The organism is Vibrio sp. S17_S38, from assembly GCF_014694375.1.
Lineage (GTDB): Bacteria > Pseudomonadota > Gammaproteobacteria > Enterobacterales > Vibrionaceae > Vibrio.
This window is the reverse complement of record NZ_JAAUWW010000002.1, coordinates 221,004-237,534: the sequence shown is the minus strand read 5'-3', so window position 1 is coordinate 237,534 and position 16,531 is coordinate 221,004. Positions and strand designations below refer to the sequence as shown.

Sequence of the window (16,531 nt, the reverse complement as noted above, 5' to 3'; positions counted from 1 at the left end):
TTAATATGGAAAGAGCACAAACTAAATTTGGCAAACATGCCTTTCGGCTGAGTACCTTAACCGTGGGTTGCATCATGGCATTCGGAAGTTACGCGGCCACCGATTGTAGTTCGATAGAAAAGTGGGATTCAAGCGCAATTTATAATAGCGGAGATAAAGTACAGCAAGATAGCAGTGTATATAGCGCGAAATATTGGACTCAAGGCAATAACCCAATAGAGGCTGGTGAATGGGGAGCCTGGGCATTAATTGACACATGCTCTGGTGAAGTTATCACTAATGAAGCCCCGACCTCTGATCTTACTGCACCAGTGGCAGCAGCGGATATTACCGAAGGCGACATAGTGACATTAACGGCTAGTGCCAATGATGCTGATGGCAGTATTGCTCGTGTTGAATTTCTAGTCGATGGCTCAATTGTGGCACAAGCGACCACCGCACCTTATAAAGCAAGTTGGACCGCTGTTTCAGGTTCACATAGCTTTAGCTCTATTGCATACGATAATGAAGGCGCACAAAGTACCCAAAGTAGTGTCACTGTTGATGTTAAAGCAGCACCAACAGATGGCAATCAAGCACCAACTGTTTCAGTTGCCCTTTCCGCCACTAGCCTGAATGTTGGCGAAGTGGTGACATTAACCGCTACTGCTGCAGACAGCGATGGCACGGTTGATAAAGTTGATTTCTACGTTGCGGGTTCTTTGGTGGGTAGCGTAGCTTCTGCTCCTTACACTCTTGATTACACCACCACCAACGCCGGGACTTTAGCGGTATTTTCTAAGGCCACGGACAATAAAGGGGCGACTACTGATTCATCGGCCGTTTCTTTAAGAGTGTTAAGCGATTTACCCACCGCCAACTCTTGTCGTCCCGATGGTTTATATCAAACCGAAGGCGTTAACGTTCCTTATTGTGATGCTTATGATGAAGACGGTCGTGAGATCATGGGAGCCGATCATCCTCGCCGTGTAATTGGCTACTTTACCAGTTGGCGATCTGGCGATGATCCACAAGCCGCATACCTAGTAAAAGATATTCCATGGGAACAATTAACTCATATTAATTATGCCTTTGTCAGTATTGGTTCTGACGGTAAAGTCAACATTGGTGATGTTAATGATCCAAATAATGCCGCGGTTAATAAAACATGGCCGGGTGTGGATGTGGATCCCGAGTTAGGCTTCAAAGGCCACTTTGGCGCATTAGCCACTTACAAAAAACGTTATGGCGTAAAAACACTGATATCTATTGGCGGCTGGGCTGAAACTGGCGGTCACTTTGCGCCTGATGGATCGCGTATTGATGATGGTGGTTTTTACACCATGACTACCAATGCAGATGGATCTATTAACCACGCCGCGATTGAAAAATTTGCCCAGTCGGCTGTCGAGCTAATCCGAAAGTATAAGTTTGATGGTATTGATATCGATTATGAGTATCCGACCTCAATGGCTGGCGCTGGTAACCCACTTGATAAAGACATTATGGAGCCACGTCGTGCGCACTTATGGGCTTCTTATCAAGAACTAATGAAAGTGCTACGAGAGAAAATAGATAAAGCATCGGCGGCTGATGATCAATATTATATGTTAACCATCGCCGCGCCATCTTCAGGCTATTTATTACGTGGTATGGAAACCTTTAACGTCACCAAATATCTCGATTATGTCAATATTATGTCTTACGACTTGCATGGTGCTTGGAATGATCATGTTGGCCACAATGCGGCTTTATACGATACCGGTAAGGACTCCGAGCTTGCACAGTGGAACGTTTATGGTACGGCTGCCTATGGTGGCATTGGTTATCTAAACACCGATTGGGCATATCATTTCTTCCGCGGTTCTATGTCGGCAGGACGAATCAATATTGGTGTGCCTTATTATACTCGCGGCTGGCAAGGTGTGACTGGAGGCGATCATGGTTTATGGGGTCGTGCAGCATTGCCAGATCAAACTCAATGTGATGCTGGCACAGGTGAAGGAGAGAAAAACAATTGCGGCCATGGTGCGGTGGGCGTTGACAACATGTGGCACGACACCGATCCAAAAGGCAATGAAATGGGCGCAGGTTCAAACCCAATGTGGCATGCCAAAAACCTCGAAAAAGGCATTTGGGGATCGTATGCAGATGCTTATGGTTTACACCCAGACACCAATCCAGAGGATGCTTTAACAGGTTCTTACACTCGTTATTACGATAGTGTGGCGGTCGCGCCTTGGTTATGGAATGAAGATAAAAAGGTCTTCTTATCTACCGAAGATAAAGAATCGATCACCACCAAAGCTGATTACGTTATCGACCAAGGTATTGGTGGCATCATGTTCTGGGAACTGGCGGGCGATTATAGCTGTTATGTGTTAGATGCAAACGGTAAGCGAACCACTGTTGATTCAACTGAACAAGCCTGTATTTCTGGTAATGGCGAATATCACATGGGTAATACCATGACCAAAACCATTTACGATGAGTTCAAATCTGCAGCGCCTTACGGTAATAAAATCGCCACCAGCGCAATGCCAGAACAAGTGGTGGATATTAGTGTGAGTATTGGCGGATTTAAAGTAGGCGATCAAAACTACCCAATTAATCCAAAAATCACCTTCACCAACAACACAGGTCAAGATATTCCGGGTGGAACCGAGTTCCAGTTCGATATTCCAACCTCTGCGCCAGATAACGCCAAAGATCAATCTGGTGGGGGTTTAGCCGTCATTAGCTCTGGTCATACTCGCGCCGATAATGTAGGTGGTTTAGATGGTGTGATGCATCGTGTCGCCTTTACCCTTCCTGCATGGAAAAGCTTACCGGCGGGTGAAGCCTATGAGTTGGATATGGTCTACTACCTACCAATTTCAGGCCCAGCCAACTATACCGTCAATATTAATGGTGTCGACTATAGCTTTAAGTTTGAGCATCCTGACTTTCCAGTCGCCGATCTATCCATCAATACTGGTGGTGGCGATAATGGCGGTGGCAGTGCAAGTTGCGATGGTTCTGGCTTAGTGACCTACCCAACTCTGCCGCAGAATGATCATGCAAACCAAGGTGACAAAGTCATCAATAACGGTGTCGTATATCAAGCAAATTGGTGGACAGCATCGACTCCTGGCAGCGACGGAAGCTGGGCAACCGTATGTAGCCTTTAGTGATTAATCCTTAATAATAAAGCGCACATCAATTCATGATGTGCGCTTTTTATTGCAATATAAAACCTCCTAATAAAAGCAGATCTCCCGACCATATACCATTGATAATTAAATCAATAACTCATAAATACATTCACCAATCCAATCTATAAATCATTGTTATTAAGACTTCGATTCATAATAGTATTTTTGCAATCCTCTCAAAAATTAGTTAGTGTACTAAACAATTTACAAAATCATGACGTTCCGATTTTTGTAAAATTTAGTCAAGGATGCAATAAAACATGACAACTAAATTAGAAGTAAAAAATCTCTACAAGGTATTCGGAGAATCCCCTGATGAGGCATTTAAGTTATTAGAACAAGGTCTCGATAAAGACCAAATTTTTGACAAAACCGGCTTAACTGTTGGTGTTAAAGATGTTTCCCTTTCCATCAATGAAGGTGAGATTTTCGTTATCATGGGGCTATCTGGCTCAGGAAAATCAACCTTAGTCCGCTTATTAAACCGCTTAATTGAACCAACCCAAGGCCATGTTTATTTAAATGGTAAAGATATTGCGGTTATCTCCGATCAAGAACTGCGCACTGTTCGTCGTAACAATATCAGTATGGTTTTCCAAAACTTCGCCTTAATGCCACATATGAGTGTTATCGAAAACGCTGCATTTGGCCTTGAATTATCAGGCGTTGAGTTGGACAAACGTAATGATGCGGCGCGTAAAGCATTAGCTCGAGTCGGGCTTGAAAATCAATGTGAATCATATCCTGATGAATTATCCGGCGGGATGAAGCAACGTGTGGGCCTTGCCCGTGCACTCGCAACCGACCCAGATATTCTGTTAATGGATGAAGCATTTTCTGCGCTCGATCCATTAATTCGAACCGAAATGCAAGATGAGTTAATTCGCCTACAAAGTGATGATCGACGCACGATTGTTTTCATCTCTCATGATTTAGATGAAGCAATGCGAATTGGTGACCGAATCGCCATTATGCAAGATGGCGTAGTGGTTCAAGTCGGTACGCCGGATGAAATATTACAAAACCCAGCCAATGATTATGTTGAATCATTCTTTAGTGGTGTAAACGTAGCATCGGTTTACTCAGCCAAAGATATTGCACGTAAAAAACCTGCTGCAGTCTTCAAAAAAGGTGAAACCGACGGCCCAGCGGCTGCACTACAAATTTTATCGGATCACGATCGTGACTACGGTATCGTCACCGACAAAGCCAATATCTATGCAGGTATTGTCTCTATCGACTCTCTAACCCTCGCCAAAAAAGAAGGAAGGACTTTAAGCTCTGCATTGCTCAAAGATACCCTCTCTTTGGATGCAGACACTCCCGTCAGCGAGCTAATCAGTAAAGTAGCAGATGTCCCTTATGCCGTCCCTGTTGTGGATGAAAAAGGTCAATATCATGGCGTAATAACCAAAACGCGCCTACTACAAACATTAGATAGAGAGTAATTATTATGACAACCGAAACTACTATTACAGAAACGGTTAGCCAGGCAACGGCAGCCGATCCTTGGGCCAGCACTGCGGTTGATACTGCGAGTAACTCAGATCCTTGGTCTACCGCAAGCTCGGCTGAAAGCACAACGTCTTGGTTAAGCAATGCGCCAACAGAACATGTTCAGCAAAGTATTGACTGGTCTCATCCATTTAAAGATGCGGTGATCCCTTTTGATCACTGGGTAGAAACCTCATTGAACTGGCTGGTTATGCATGGACGCCCAATCTTCCAAGCTATTCGTGTGCCAATTGATTTTATTTTAACGTCATTTCAAACGGCTTTGGTATCAACGCCTTCGATGATCATGATTGCAATTTTAACCTTAATTGCATGGCAGTTAGCTGGAAGAAAAATGGGGATTTCGACCTTACTTTCTTTAGCCGTAATTGGCTTAATTGGGGCGTGGTCAGAAGCGATGGTGACATTGGCCTTAGTGCTTACCTCGGTCTTTTTCTGTCTGCTTATTGGGTTACCTATGGGGATTTGGCTCGCCAGAAGTGAAACCGCAGGCAAAATAATTCGCCCCATACTCGATGCGATGCAAACCACACCGGCTTTTGTGTACTTAGTGCCAATCGTCATGTTGTTTGGTATCGGTAACGTGCCTGGTGTTGTGGTGACGATTATTTTCGCCTTACCGCCCATTGTCCGCTTAACTATTTTAGGTATTCAACAAGTACCAGAAGAGCTTATCGAGGCAGGTCATTCATTTGGTGCAAGTCCGAAACAAATGTTGTATCGAATTCAATTACCGCTAGCAACACCAACGATAATGGCAGGTGTAAACCAAACCTTAATGTTGTCACTTTCAATGGTAGTAATCGCCTCAATGATTGCCGTTGGCGGTCTAGGTCAAATGGTATTACGCGGTATTGGTCGATTAGATATGGGTCTTGCAGCAGTTGGTGGTTTAGGCATCGTTATCTTAGCTATCTTGCTTGATCGCTTAACTCAAACCATCGGTGTTGCCGCCCGAGATAAGAAAACTCGCTGGTATGAAACTGGTCCAGTTTCTTTGATATACAAGCTAACAACTAAAAACACTTCGACATCTTCATAATAAAAATGAACCTACATACAAAGTGTAAACAAGTTAACTAGGAGAAAATATGAAAACGACATGGATGACAAAAACACGAACGACAAAAGCCATTACTGGTGCATTATTTGCCAGTGTGCTTACCTTTACTGCCGCCACTTACGCAGAAAACTTACCGGGTAAAGGTATTACCGTTCAACCAATTCAATCAACCGTTGCCGAAGAAACTTTCCAAACGCTTATCGTAAATAAGGCAATGGAATCTCTTGGCTACACGGTAGAGCCGACCAAAGAAGTCGATTACAACGTAGGTTACACGTCAATTGCCAATGGCGATGCGACCTATCTAGCCGTTAACTGGGATCCTCTTCATAAAGACAAGTATGAGCAGGCCGGCGGCGATGACAAATACTATCGTAAAGGCCAATACATCACAGGTGCGGCGCAGGGTTATTTGATTGATAAGAAAACCGCCGATAAATATCACATCACCAACATTGAGCAGCTAAAAAATCCTAAAATAGCCAAGTTGTTTGATACCAACGATAACGGTAAAGCAGACTTAACGGGTTGTAATCCTGGTTGGGGTTGTGAAGCGGTTGTGAACCATCAAATGAAAGATTTTGGTTTAGAAGCCACTATTGATAATAACCAAGGTAACTATGCCGCGATTATTGCCGATACTATTGCTCGTTATAAAAATGGTGAATCCATTCTGTATTACACATGGACGCCATATTGGGTAAGTGGTGTGCTAGTTCCAGGGAAAGATGTAGTTTGGTTAGAAGTTCCACATTCATCATTACCAGGCGATCGTAGTGATATTGATACCACACTTCCAAATGGTAAAAACTATGGCTTCCAAATGAACAGCATGCGTATTGTTGCCAATAAGAAATTTGCTGAAGCAAACCCAGCCGCAGCAAAACTTTTCGCCATCATGAAACTGAACATTAACGATGTCAGTGCCGAAAACTTGATGATGCAAAAAGGTCAAAACAAACCTGCTGATATCGAAGCTCACGCTAACGGTTGGATCAAAGCACACCAAAAACAATTTGATGCTTGGATTGCACAAGCGAAAGCAGCGGCTAAATAAGCTGAAGTTAACTTGTTAACTCAACGTAAAAGCAGTTAGCTCTACAGAAAGCTGCCAAGCATTTTTTGGCAGCTTTTCTTTTTCTGTATTTACCATAAAACCAAGCGACATCATTCAGTGATGACTAAAACCACTCACAATGCCTTTCAGTACACCATTAATAAAAGAGAAAAATAAACTATGAACGCCCCACGGAAGAAAGTTTTTACTCGTTTACTATTTTCAAGTGTCTTATTGAGTACTTCATTTTTGACAACCGCACAAGAACTGCCAGGTAAGGGAATTACCGTTCAGCCAGTTCAATCCACCATTGCAGAAGAAACCTTTCAGACACTTATTGTAAACAAAGCAATGGAAGCACTCGGTTACACCGTTAAATCAAGCAAAGAAGTCGATTACAATGTCGCATTTACTTCAATTGCAAATGGTGATGCTACCTATTTAGCCGTTAACTGGGATCCACAACAGAAAGACAAATACGAACTCGCGGGAGGAGATGATAAATTCTACCGAAAAGGTAACTATGTCACGAATGCCGCACAAGGTTATTTGATTGATAAAAAAACCGCCGATAAGTATCACATAACCAATCTTGGCCAATTAAAAGATCCTAAATTAGCTAAGTTATTTGATTCAAATGGCGATGGTAAAGCTGATCTAACTGGTAGCGAACCAGGCTGGACAACGGAAAGCATCATCAACAATCACCTTAAAGCTTATGGTTTACAAAATACTGTGACACACCAGCAAGGCAGTTATTCAGCATTAATTGCTGATACCATTGCTCGTTATCACAATGGTGAACCTATTCTTTATTATGGTTGGGTTCCGTATTGGGTAAGTGGCGTATTAGTTCCAGGCAAAGATGTGGTGTGGTTACAAGTGCCATTCTCATCCATGCCAAAAGGCTTACCGCAAAATACTGAACTACCCAATGGTAAAAATTACGGTTTCCAGGTGAATAGCATGCGTATTGTCGCCAACAAAAAATTTGCACAAGAAAATCCAGCGGCAGCAAAATTGTTCGCCATTATGAAACTCAGTGTGAACGATATTAGCCAAGAAAATCTCATGATGAGAAAAGGCCAAAATAAGCCCAAAGATATTGAGGCTCATGCTGACGGTTGGATCAAAGCACACCAAAAGACATTTGATTCATGGATAGCTCAAGCGAAAGCCGTAGCTCAATAATATTCCATTTATTCACTTACTATAAGTAACTACAGTTAAACCACCTTGGTGTTTGCATAAAAAATGAAGATGCCAAGGTAGTAACTCTCAAGCAGTCGCTTTATAGCGACTGATAAATTATAACAACTGGTAGATTATAACAATTCGCAGATTTTCCTTTTCGAATAACGATAGATAAGGTACTTTCCTCCTCCTAACTAGAAGGACATCACATGAACAAACATGAAGAAGTTCTGGTAGCAATTCGCCAGATCATCCGCGCCGTGGATCTACATTCCAGAAAGCTCAATAAAGAATTAGGGTTGACCGGACCACAACTACTTTTGATGCGCTCAATTCGTGATTGTGGTGAAGTCACCATTAGACAGATCTCAAAGAACACCAATATGAGTCAAGCAACTGCAACGACCATTATTGATCGTATCGAAAAACGTGGATTAGTTGAGCGTAAACGCAGCCAATTAGATAAACGAAAGGTACACGCCTATCTAACCGAGGAAGGTGCAATTTTACTGGAAAAAGCGCCTCTTCCTTTGCAAGATCACTTTATTGATCGTTTTCAAAGTTTGGACGTTTGGGAGCAATCTTTGCTCGTTTCCTCTGTGCAACGTATTTCATCGATGATGAATGCTGAACACTTAGATGTCGCGCCATTGCTTGAAGTCGGTAATATTACGCATTATCCTGCTGATACACCGAGTAATTAATACCGCTATAGCGATCTACTTATCTTCACTTCTATATAAAAAATGGTGATGTCATTAACAAATGATATCGCCATTTTTATTGAGATAATTTTTTCAATAACTCAGCCAGTTGATCTCGTTCTTCATGATTTAATGGTGACAACATGTTTTCCATATTCTGGATATGCTCAACGACAACAAGATCAATTAAAACCATCCCCTCTTCAGTTAACTCCACTCGGCAACTGCGTCGATCTTCTTCACTTGCAAGACGCTGCAATAAACCTCTTTGAACTAAAGATTCAATACGAGTGCTCATCACACCCGATGACAACATCAGTGTTTGATAAAGTTCTGTTGGCGTCAATGGCGTTTGGCTACGTCGTAAGGTAGCAAGAATATCAAACTCAATTGAACTCAATTGATGGATCTTAAACACACTCTCCATATTTTTTTTCCATTGCTCACTAGTGCGTCGAACACGACCAACCACGCCCATGCTTGAGCAATCAAGGTCAGGGCGAGCTTGTAACCATTGCAGCAAAATAGTATCGACCGAATCTTTCATTATTTAAACCTCAAAAGTAACTTTCAAAAAAGATACTTGATAAAAATTATAATATCCATTACTTTAATGAAAGTATCTTTTTTAAGAGATACTTTCATTAAAGGTTATTCTCTACGCATTAGAGATGGAATATTGAAGGAAACGATAATGTCTAAAATAGGATTGTTATTACTGCTACTCACCACAGCACTGGCTCCCATTCTTTGGGGAAGTACTTATATCGTAACCAGCGAATTTCTACCGCCCAATAGCCCATTAATGGCAGCGCTGATTCGAGCGCTTCCTGCTGGAATACTATTAATCATGATCACTCGAACCTTACCCAAAGGGCATTGGTGGTGGCGCATTGCATTATTAGGTTTTCTCAATATCGGTTTCTTCTTTTACTGCCTTTTCTATGCCGCAACTTATTTACCCGGAGGAATGGCGGCGTTAGTGATGTCAAGCCAAGCATTAATGGTGATCTTCCTAAGTCGATTTTTACTCAACAGTGCACTCACTACCCAACATATTCTTGCCGGCATAATCGGCATTACTGGCATTGGTTTATTAGTGCTCAACAACCATGCAGATCTTAACCGAACAGGTATTTTTATCGCATTACTGGGAACGTTAAGCATGGCACTAGGCGTGGTCTTAACCAAAAAATGGGGACGCCCAGAAGAAATGAGTTTATTAGGCTTTACTGGCTGGCAATTATTATTTGGTGGCTTGATGCTTGCTCCGGTTGCCTTAAGCGTCGAAGGTATTCCAAACGACATCAGCCTCACCAACGTATTGGGCTACCTCTATTTAGGCATAATCGGCGCCATTGTAGGTTACTTTTTATGGTTTCGCGGTATAGAAAAATTGCCTGCCATTTCCATTTCATTTTTAGGCTTTCTCAGCAGCGTCTCCGCTTGTGTACTCGGCTATATCTTTTTACAGCAAGCTTTCACACCAAGCCAACTAATAGGCGCGCTAGCAATATTCTCTTCAATTATTTTAAGCAATAAAACATCAAAAAAACCTGCACACCAATCAATAGAACCACATGGGATGTAAGCTATTTCTTAGCCCCCCCTTACCACCAAAAATAAAAATCGCTACACTGTGCCCATACACCATAAGGAGTAACTATGAAATACAATTGGATTTTATTTGATGCCGACGAAACCCTTTTCCACTTTGATTCATTTAAAGGGATTCAATTAATGTTTTCGCGTAAAGGCGTGGATTTTACCGAACAAGACTTTATCGCCTACCAAAACGTGAACAAACCTCTTTGGATTGATTATCAAAATGGTGACATTACTGCGGCGCAATTAAAACACTCTCGTTTTGAATCTTGGGCGCAAAAACTCAATACCACCACCGCAGACCTTAACTCTTCTTTTCTTGAAGCAATGGCCGATATTTGCACCTTACTTCCTGGTGCTAAAGAATTAATGGAATCCTTAGCTGGTAAAGCGCAAGTTGGCATCATCACCAATGGTTTTACTGAGCTGCAAGCCATTCGCTTAGAACGCACCGGCATGGATAAATACATTAAGCATGTGGTAATTTCAGAAGAAGTCGGTGTCGCTAAACCCGATCACGGGATTTTTCAACACACGTTCGAGCGTATCGGGAATCCATGTAAATCTCGAGTGCTGATGGTGGGCGATAACCTGCATTCTGATATTTTAGGTGGGCTAAATTTTGGCATCGAAACTTGTTGGTTGAATTCTCACGGCGCGGATGCTGTTGAACATATCACACCGCATTATACAGTAGGATCTTTAACCGAATTACAAACCATCCTTGAAGCTTAAGTCATCGAACTTAAATAACGATCTAAAAACCGTACCGATAAAGATAAATCAATGACCGAGAGCTAAAAAACTCTCGGTTTAAACCACTAACACATCTTTTTCACTTTTTAAGCGCTGTTTTAAATAATCAACAAACAACTGAGTACGAGTATGCTCATAATCTAGTTTTGGGTAATACGCATATACTCGAGTATGTTCCGAAGTTACATTAGGCAAAATACGAACTAACTCACCGCGTTGAATTTCTTCTTGCAACATCACTTGGTTAGAAAGAATAATCCCCATTCCTCGCTTAGCACTGTGAAATAACGCTTCAGGATTGGTGGTAGAAAAATTCCCAGTTAAACGCACTTTTTTAGAACGTTGTCCTTCCACTGATAACCTAACTTCTCTTTCTACCTTCTCACCCCAAATCAGCATATTGTAATGAGACAGTTCATCAATATTCTGCGGCTCTCCGTGTTCTTTCAAATAAAGTGGTGAAGCGTAAAAGCCCGACTGATAATCCACCAGAGGCGCTGCCCGAAAACTTAAGGTATCGAGATTTTCAATTTCCCGCCCAATAAAAATATCAAAACTTAATTCAGGCAACTGTCCGGGCATGGTGGTAATAAGCTGCACTTTAATTTGCGGATATTGACGCAAAAAATCATCCACATAACGCATAAAAAATTTAGAACCAAGCGCCAGAGTTGTACCCACTCGCAACAATCCCGTTGGTGCTTGGTTAATTGAGCGAGTTTCATCGACTAAAGACTGCCATTGCTCTAATTGTGTTTTACCGCGCTGATAAAACATTGCGCCCGCTTCAGTCTGGCTAATAGATCGAGTAGTTCGCTTTAATAATTGCACACCAATACGTTGTTCCAAAAAGTGAATACGCTTACTCACCGCCGAACTGGTCGTATTTAAACGCCGCGCAGCCTGATTAAAGCTGCCCTCTTCGACAACTTTAATATACGTTCTAACCGATTCTATCCAATCCATCTACACCGCCCACGTTATGCATTTCAATTAATTCCTAAATAGACTCAATCTCTTTCCTATTAGAAGCATTATCATTTTATATTCTTCAAAGTACACTAATTAAATGAAAACAGAAACCACGACTAAAGCGATCAACGCCTTTAAAAAAACACCACTTTTGCTCGCGATGATGATCATTGCTACGGGTCAGGTTGGCGTCAGTATTTATTTGCCATCATTACCACTTATTAGCCATGATCTGGCAGTTTCTCAAGCGCAAGTACAAGCCATTGTCACTTTCTTCTTGCTATCTTTTGGTTTATCTCAACTTTTTTATGGGCCGTTATCCGATGCAATCGGCCGACGTCCGGTATTTTTGATGGGGCAAGGCGTGTATCTTATCGGCACATTAATTTGCGTGTATTTTGCCAATAACTTTGAAGCATTATTGATGGGACGTTTATTGCAAGGGCTCGGTGCGGGCAGTGCTTCGGTACTAGGTCGCAGTGTATTACGAGACAGTTACGATGGTGCAAACCTCACCAAAGCGCTCTCTTATTTATCGATCACGGCATCGATTCTACCTATCATCTCACCAGTATTTGGTGGTTGGGTAGCGTTTCATTTTGGCTGGCAAAGCGTGTTTATGGCCGTACTGATTTATTTATCGGCTATTGTAATGCTCGGCTGGCGTATATTGCCGGAAACACTTCCCTATGCCAAAAGCCGTTTTAATGTAAGAAAAGTACTGCGCGGTTATGCTGAATTAATCACAGATCGTCAGGTTATTTCCAGTGCCAGTTATAATTGGATCAGTTATTTAGGGGCTGTCGTCTCGCTTTCGGTTCTGCCGTTTCTTTTTCAGAATGAACTGGGGATGACGGCATCTGAATACGGCCAAGCTATGATCATTCCTTCGGCTGGTTTATTGATAGGCAGTGTCTCCGTCAACCGTTTGAACAACCACTTCCACAGTAGTCAGATCTTGTGCCTCGCTTTCGTGATCATGGCTATTTCAGGTATATGGTTATTAGTTACCCCGCTTTCTGTCGAACATTTAATTACAGCCTTCACTATTTTAACCATTGCACAAGGCATGACGTTTCCATTATCCATGTCATTATTATTAGAACCTCATCCAAATCGCGTTGGCGCAGTTTCGGCCCTTTCCGGTTCGATTCAAATGTGTGTCGCAGGTTTTGGCGGTGGATTCTTGGTGAGAAACTACGTGCATACTCAAAATGACTTAGGCATCTTTTATCTAGTAATGACGGTTGTTATGGTGATGGTTTTGATTGTAAGTAGTAGAAAAACATCAGCCGAAGCTAAAATGATATAAAAAATCACTTGCCAGTAAGAGGGCACAAATCAGTATTGCTTACGGTTAATACGGAACCATTGCTATAAGTACAGTAGCGATTAAAGCCACTCGTTTTTTCGCTCGTTAAAGAACCAAAACCATTATTGCTTTTTTTAATATTAATCGTGGGCGATCCACTATGTTTGGCAGTGGATTGATTATCAACCGGGCATAAATCAATACTTTTTACTGTCTCGACACCACCGTCGCTGTAATGGCAATAACGACTGAAACCATCGACTTTTTCGGACTGTAAACTGCCCCATGAATAAACATTGAATGGCAATAAAAATACAACCGAAAATATCAAAACTATAGATTTACACTTCATAAATATTCCTAACATTTAAACCTATAGCTTATTTAAGTTAATGAATTCACGCACTTTATTAAGGTGATTTATTCATCATTACTTAATTAAACAAACACCTTCCACTTCTAGAACCGAGCTGACATTGGCTCTTTCTATAATTTTAACTAAAGCGGATTGAATGACCCCATTTTCTCTAGCATCAGTGGCACTCGCAAAACGTTCTTCTTGCATTTCTGCCCCCTCTTCAGCAATAAATTGTACGACCACTTCAGTAGCACAATTATCGCTTGTACCAAAGTACTGAATGCTGATTTGAGGATAGCCTTTAAAGCCCTTTTTTACCTGTTTAGCAATACGCTTTTTTGCTTTATCTACATTCATATTTAAGACTTCTATTTATCGATGTGCTTCGTAATTGAGAGCATGATTTATCATAAGTAAATGAAGCTTATTAATTATTAAAAACCAAAAAGCTTCATCTCATTATTTGTATGCTACCTATATTTATATACTACCTATGCATCTCACCCGCTCGCTCGGGCTGGTAAATAATTTCTTTGATCTGAACCTTAATCAATCCGCCACCCGGTTTTGGCCATTCAATTTCATCACCTTGAGAAAGCCCTAATAGCGCACTACCGACCGGTGCAAGAATAGAAATTTTATCCCCACTCGCATCAAGATCTTTTGGATATACCAATGTTAACATCACTTCTTGTTGAGAGGATTCCACAACAAACTTCACCGTTGAATTCATTGTAACAACCGTTGGCGGAACATCAGATGGCTCCACAATATTGGCACGGTCTAGCTCACCCTCAAGATCATTGATTCCGGCAAAACTACCTTCCGGTAATGACTCAATCAACTTATACAGTCTATCGGCATCTAAAGATGAAATGGTTATTTCTGGTCTTGCATTCATTATGTTCCCCTAACAAGCTGGCAAAAGGTTTTCTGAAAACCCAACTTAACAACAAATTCAATATCTACCGTAATAAAATAGCGATAGATACTTCGCATAGAAAAAGAAAGTTATTACAATACGCCCGCTTTCTAATAAAAAACAGGCGTGTATCTTGAAACTCAATAAAAGATTGAAGCAAATTGAACAAATGGTGACCTCAGATTATACCCATATTTGGGATTGCTGCTGCGACCACGGTTTTTTAGGTGCAGCCTTATTATCTCGGCAAGCAGCTATGAACATTCACTTTGTGGACATTGTCCCTGAGCTGATGGATAAGCTAGAAAAAAAACTGCACCAATTTTATTCAAGGTCACATTCTGTTTGGAAAACACATTGTCTGGATGTGGCAACGCTGCCTTTGGATCAATATGAAGGAAAGCATTTAATTATTATTGCCGGTGTCGGTGGAGATTTAATGAGCGCCTTTATTCAAGCTCTTCATAAAAAATATCCACATATCACTATCGATTTCGATTTCCTATTATGCCCTGTGCACCACCAATTTACCTTACGCCAACAACTAATCAAGCTTGATTTCAGTTTAAAACGCGAAATATTAATAGAAGAGAATAAACGTTTCTATGAAGTGTTATTCGTATCGTCAAAAATAGATAAAAATAAACGAGTTAGCGCAGTTGGAAAAGATATTTGGAAGGCAACTTCAGCTCAACAAATAAAGGTAGCTGAAACCTATTTACATAAAACACTGCAACATTATCAGCGTATCCAAAAAGGTAAAACGAACAAGGTTGATCACATTCTCGATGCTTATCGAGCCATCCAATTTGAACAACATAACTAAACCAAGTAATCACGGTGTATTAATACAATAACTGCATGAGGTTATTTTCATCCTGCGTGATTAGAGGTACAGTCAAAACCTTTCCGATTCATTCACTTTATTAGGCTTCCATGTCTTTTGTTATCCAGAATAAATATACTTTTTTCGGTATTGCCGCCATTTTATTATGGAGCTCTGTCACCGCATTAATCCGTGATTTATCTGAATTATTTAGCCCAACTGGCGGCGCAGCGCTGATGTATTCGGTCAGTGCGATATTTCTAATGTTGGTTATGGGCGTACCAAAAATCCAGAATTACCCCAAACGTTACTTAATTATTGGCGGCATCTTATTTGTCACTTATGAAGTCTGCTTAGCATTAGCTTTGGGAATGGCGAATAGCCGACATCAAGCAATGGAAATGGCTATCATTAATTATTTATGGCCAGCACTAACCATACTGTTATCGGTAATGTTAAGCCGAAATAAGGTCAACATTCTCGTTTACCCGAGCATCTTGTTGGCATTTTCAGGCGTTGCTTGGTGTATTTCGGGTGATCAAGGCATTTCGGTGAAGGTTTTATTCCATAATATTTCTGATAATCCTATCACTTATTTTATGGCTTTCTTCGCCGCCATTATCTGGGCAATCTATTGCGTTGTAACCCAAAAAATTAGTAATGGTAAAAATGCGATTACACTCTTTTTTATCGCAACCGCCATCACATTATGGGTGAAATATGCTTTCAGTCATGAGCCTAGCTTTCACTTTACGGCTCATTCAACGCTGACATTATTGATCTCTGGCATTGTGATTGGGACAGGGTATGCATTGTGGAATCAAGCCATGATTGGAGGAAATCTAATCCTTCTAGGAACGCTGTCTTACTTCACGCCAGTCTTCTCTACCTTGTTCGCCTCTGTTTATTTATCCATCTCATTAAGCGCTTCATTTTGGCAAGGTGTTGCCTTAGTCACTTTGGGTTCTCTTATCTGTTTTTTAGTCACCAGAAGAACACGATAAACCAATAATTAATCGCATCATTATTTACGATAATTCTTGCATAGCAAAATCTGAATAGACGAAAGCCCGA

Annotated in this window: 16 protein-coding genes; 11 read left to right on the top strand and 5 right to left on the bottom strand. The window is 41.3% G+C overall.

Translation table 11 applies throughout. The annotated features are described in order from the left end of the window. Window positions 1-5: 5 nt before the first annotated feature. From HC725_RS02670 to HC725_RS02645, 6 genes are all read left to right on the top strand, one after another. On the top strand, window positions 6-3,149 hold the full coding sequence (locus tag HC725_RS02670; protein ID WP_190330217.1) for a chitinase C-terminal domain-containing protein: 3,144 nt from the start codon (window positions 6-8) through the stop codon (window positions 3,147-3,149). 284 nt (window positions 3,150-3,433) lie between these two features. Next, window positions 3,434-4,621 carry a glycine betaine/L-proline ABC transporter ATP-binding protein ProV gene (gene proV / locus HC725_RS02665; protein WP_190330216.1) on the top strand — a complete coding sequence of 396 codons (1,188 nt, stop codon included), beginning with the start codon at window positions 3,434-3,436 and terminating at the stop codon, window positions 4,619-4,621. 5 nt (window positions 4,622-4,626) lie between these two features. Further along, window positions 4,627-5,730 (top strand): glycine betaine/L-proline ABC transporter permease ProW, encoded by a 1,104-nt coding sequence (proW, locus tag HC725_RS02660; RefSeq protein ID WP_190330215.1) that lies wholly within the window; start codon window positions 4,627-4,629, stop codon window positions 5,728-5,730. Between the two features lie 49 nt (window positions 5,731-5,779). Then, window positions 5,780-6,808: a glycine betaine/L-proline ABC transporter substrate-binding protein ProX gene (gene proX, locus HC725_RS02655; RefSeq protein WP_190330214.1), complete on the top strand. Its 1,029-nt coding sequence runs from the start codon at window positions 5,780-5,782 to the stop codon at window positions 6,806-6,808. 180 nt (window positions 6,809-6,988) lie between these two features. Continuing rightward, window positions 6,989-7,999, top strand: a complete 1,011-nt coding sequence (gene proX / locus HC725_RS02650; protein ID WP_190330213.1) for a glycine betaine/L-proline ABC transporter substrate-binding protein ProX — start codon at window positions 6,989-6,991, stop codon at window positions 7,997-7,999. 212 nt (window positions 8,000-8,211) lie between these two features. Next, complete coding sequence (locus HC725_RS02645; RefSeq protein WP_190330212.1) at window positions 8,212-8,706, top strand: MarR family winged helix-turn-helix transcriptional regulator; 495 nt, start codon at window positions 8,212-8,214, stop codon at window positions 8,704-8,706. A 76-nt stretch (window positions 8,707-8,782) separates the two neighbouring features. Here HC725_RS02645 and HC725_RS02640 read toward each other — a convergent pair whose 3' ends face one another. Then, the gene (locus HC725_RS02640; RefSeq protein WP_190330301.1) at window positions 8,783-9,256 is read right to left on the bottom strand and encodes a MarR family transcriptional regulator; all 474 of its coding nucleotides are present in this window, start codon (window positions 9,254-9,256) and stop codon (window positions 8,783-8,785) included. Between the two features lie 144 nt (window positions 9,257-9,400). Here HC725_RS02640 and HC725_RS02635 point away from each other — a divergent pair, with 144 nt between their 5' ends. Further along, complete coding sequence (locus HC725_RS02635; protein ID WP_190330211.1) at window positions 9,401-10,297, top strand: EamA family transporter; 897 nt, start codon at window positions 9,401-9,403, stop codon at window positions 10,295-10,297. Window positions 10,298-10,371: 74 nt separating this feature from the next. Further along, window positions 10,372-11,046: a pyrimidine 5'-nucleotidase gene (yjjG, locus tag HC725_RS02630; protein WP_190330210.1), complete on the top strand. Its 675-nt coding sequence runs from the start codon at window positions 10,372-10,374 to the stop codon at window positions 11,044-11,046. Window positions 11,047-11,124: 78 nt separating this feature from the next. Here yjjG and HC725_RS02625 read toward each other — a convergent pair whose 3' ends face one another. Next, a complete protein-coding gene (locus HC725_RS02625; protein WP_190330209.1) occupies window positions 11,125-12,033 on the bottom strand; it encodes a LysR family transcriptional regulator in 909 nt (302 codons plus the stop codon). Between the two features lie 103 nt (window positions 12,034-12,136). Between HC725_RS02625 and HC725_RS02620 the strand changes: the two genes are divergently transcribed. Beyond that, window positions 12,137-13,351 (top strand): multidrug effflux MFS transporter, encoded by a 1,215-nt coding sequence (locus HC725_RS02620; protein WP_190330208.1) that lies wholly within the window; start codon window positions 12,137-12,139, stop codon window positions 13,349-13,351. Window positions 13,352-13,355: 4 nt separating this feature from the next. Here the strand turns inward: HC725_RS02620 and HC725_RS02615 are convergent, their stop codons facing one another. The 3 genes from HC725_RS02615 to rnk form a co-directional block, all read right to left on the bottom strand. Then, window positions 13,356-13,703, bottom strand: a complete 348-nt coding sequence (locus HC725_RS02615; RefSeq protein WP_190330207.1) for a hypothetical protein — start codon at window positions 13,701-13,703, stop codon at window positions 13,356-13,358. A gap of 78 nt (window positions 13,704-13,781) precedes the next feature. Then, window positions 13,782-14,066 (bottom strand): hypothetical protein, encoded by a 285-nt coding sequence (locus HC725_RS02610; RefSeq protein ID WP_190330206.1) that lies wholly within the window; start codon window positions 14,064-14,066, stop codon window positions 13,782-13,784. Between the two features lie 130 nt (window positions 14,067-14,196). Beyond that, entirely contained in the window at window positions 14,197-14,610 is a 414-nt protein-coding gene (rnk, locus tag HC725_RS02605; RefSeq protein WP_190330205.1) for a nucleoside diphosphate kinase regulator, read from the bottom strand. Window positions 14,611-14,764: 154 nt separating this feature from the next. Between rnk and HC725_RS02600 the strand changes: the two genes are divergently transcribed. Continuing rightward, on the top strand, window positions 14,765-15,457 hold the full coding sequence (locus HC725_RS02600) for a tRNA (adenine(22)-N(1))-methyltransferase (RefSeq protein ID WP_190330204.1): 693 nt from the start codon (window positions 14,765-14,767) through the stop codon (window positions 15,455-15,457). Window positions 15,458-15,567: 110 nt separating this feature from the next. Then, window positions 15,568-16,461 carry an aromatic amino acid DMT transporter YddG gene (gene yddG, locus HC725_RS02595; protein ID WP_190330203.1) on the top strand — a complete coding sequence of 298 codons (894 nt, stop codon included), beginning with the start codon at window positions 15,568-15,570 and terminating at the stop codon, window positions 16,459-16,461. The last annotated feature ends 70 nt before the right edge of the window (window positions 16,462-16,531 follow it).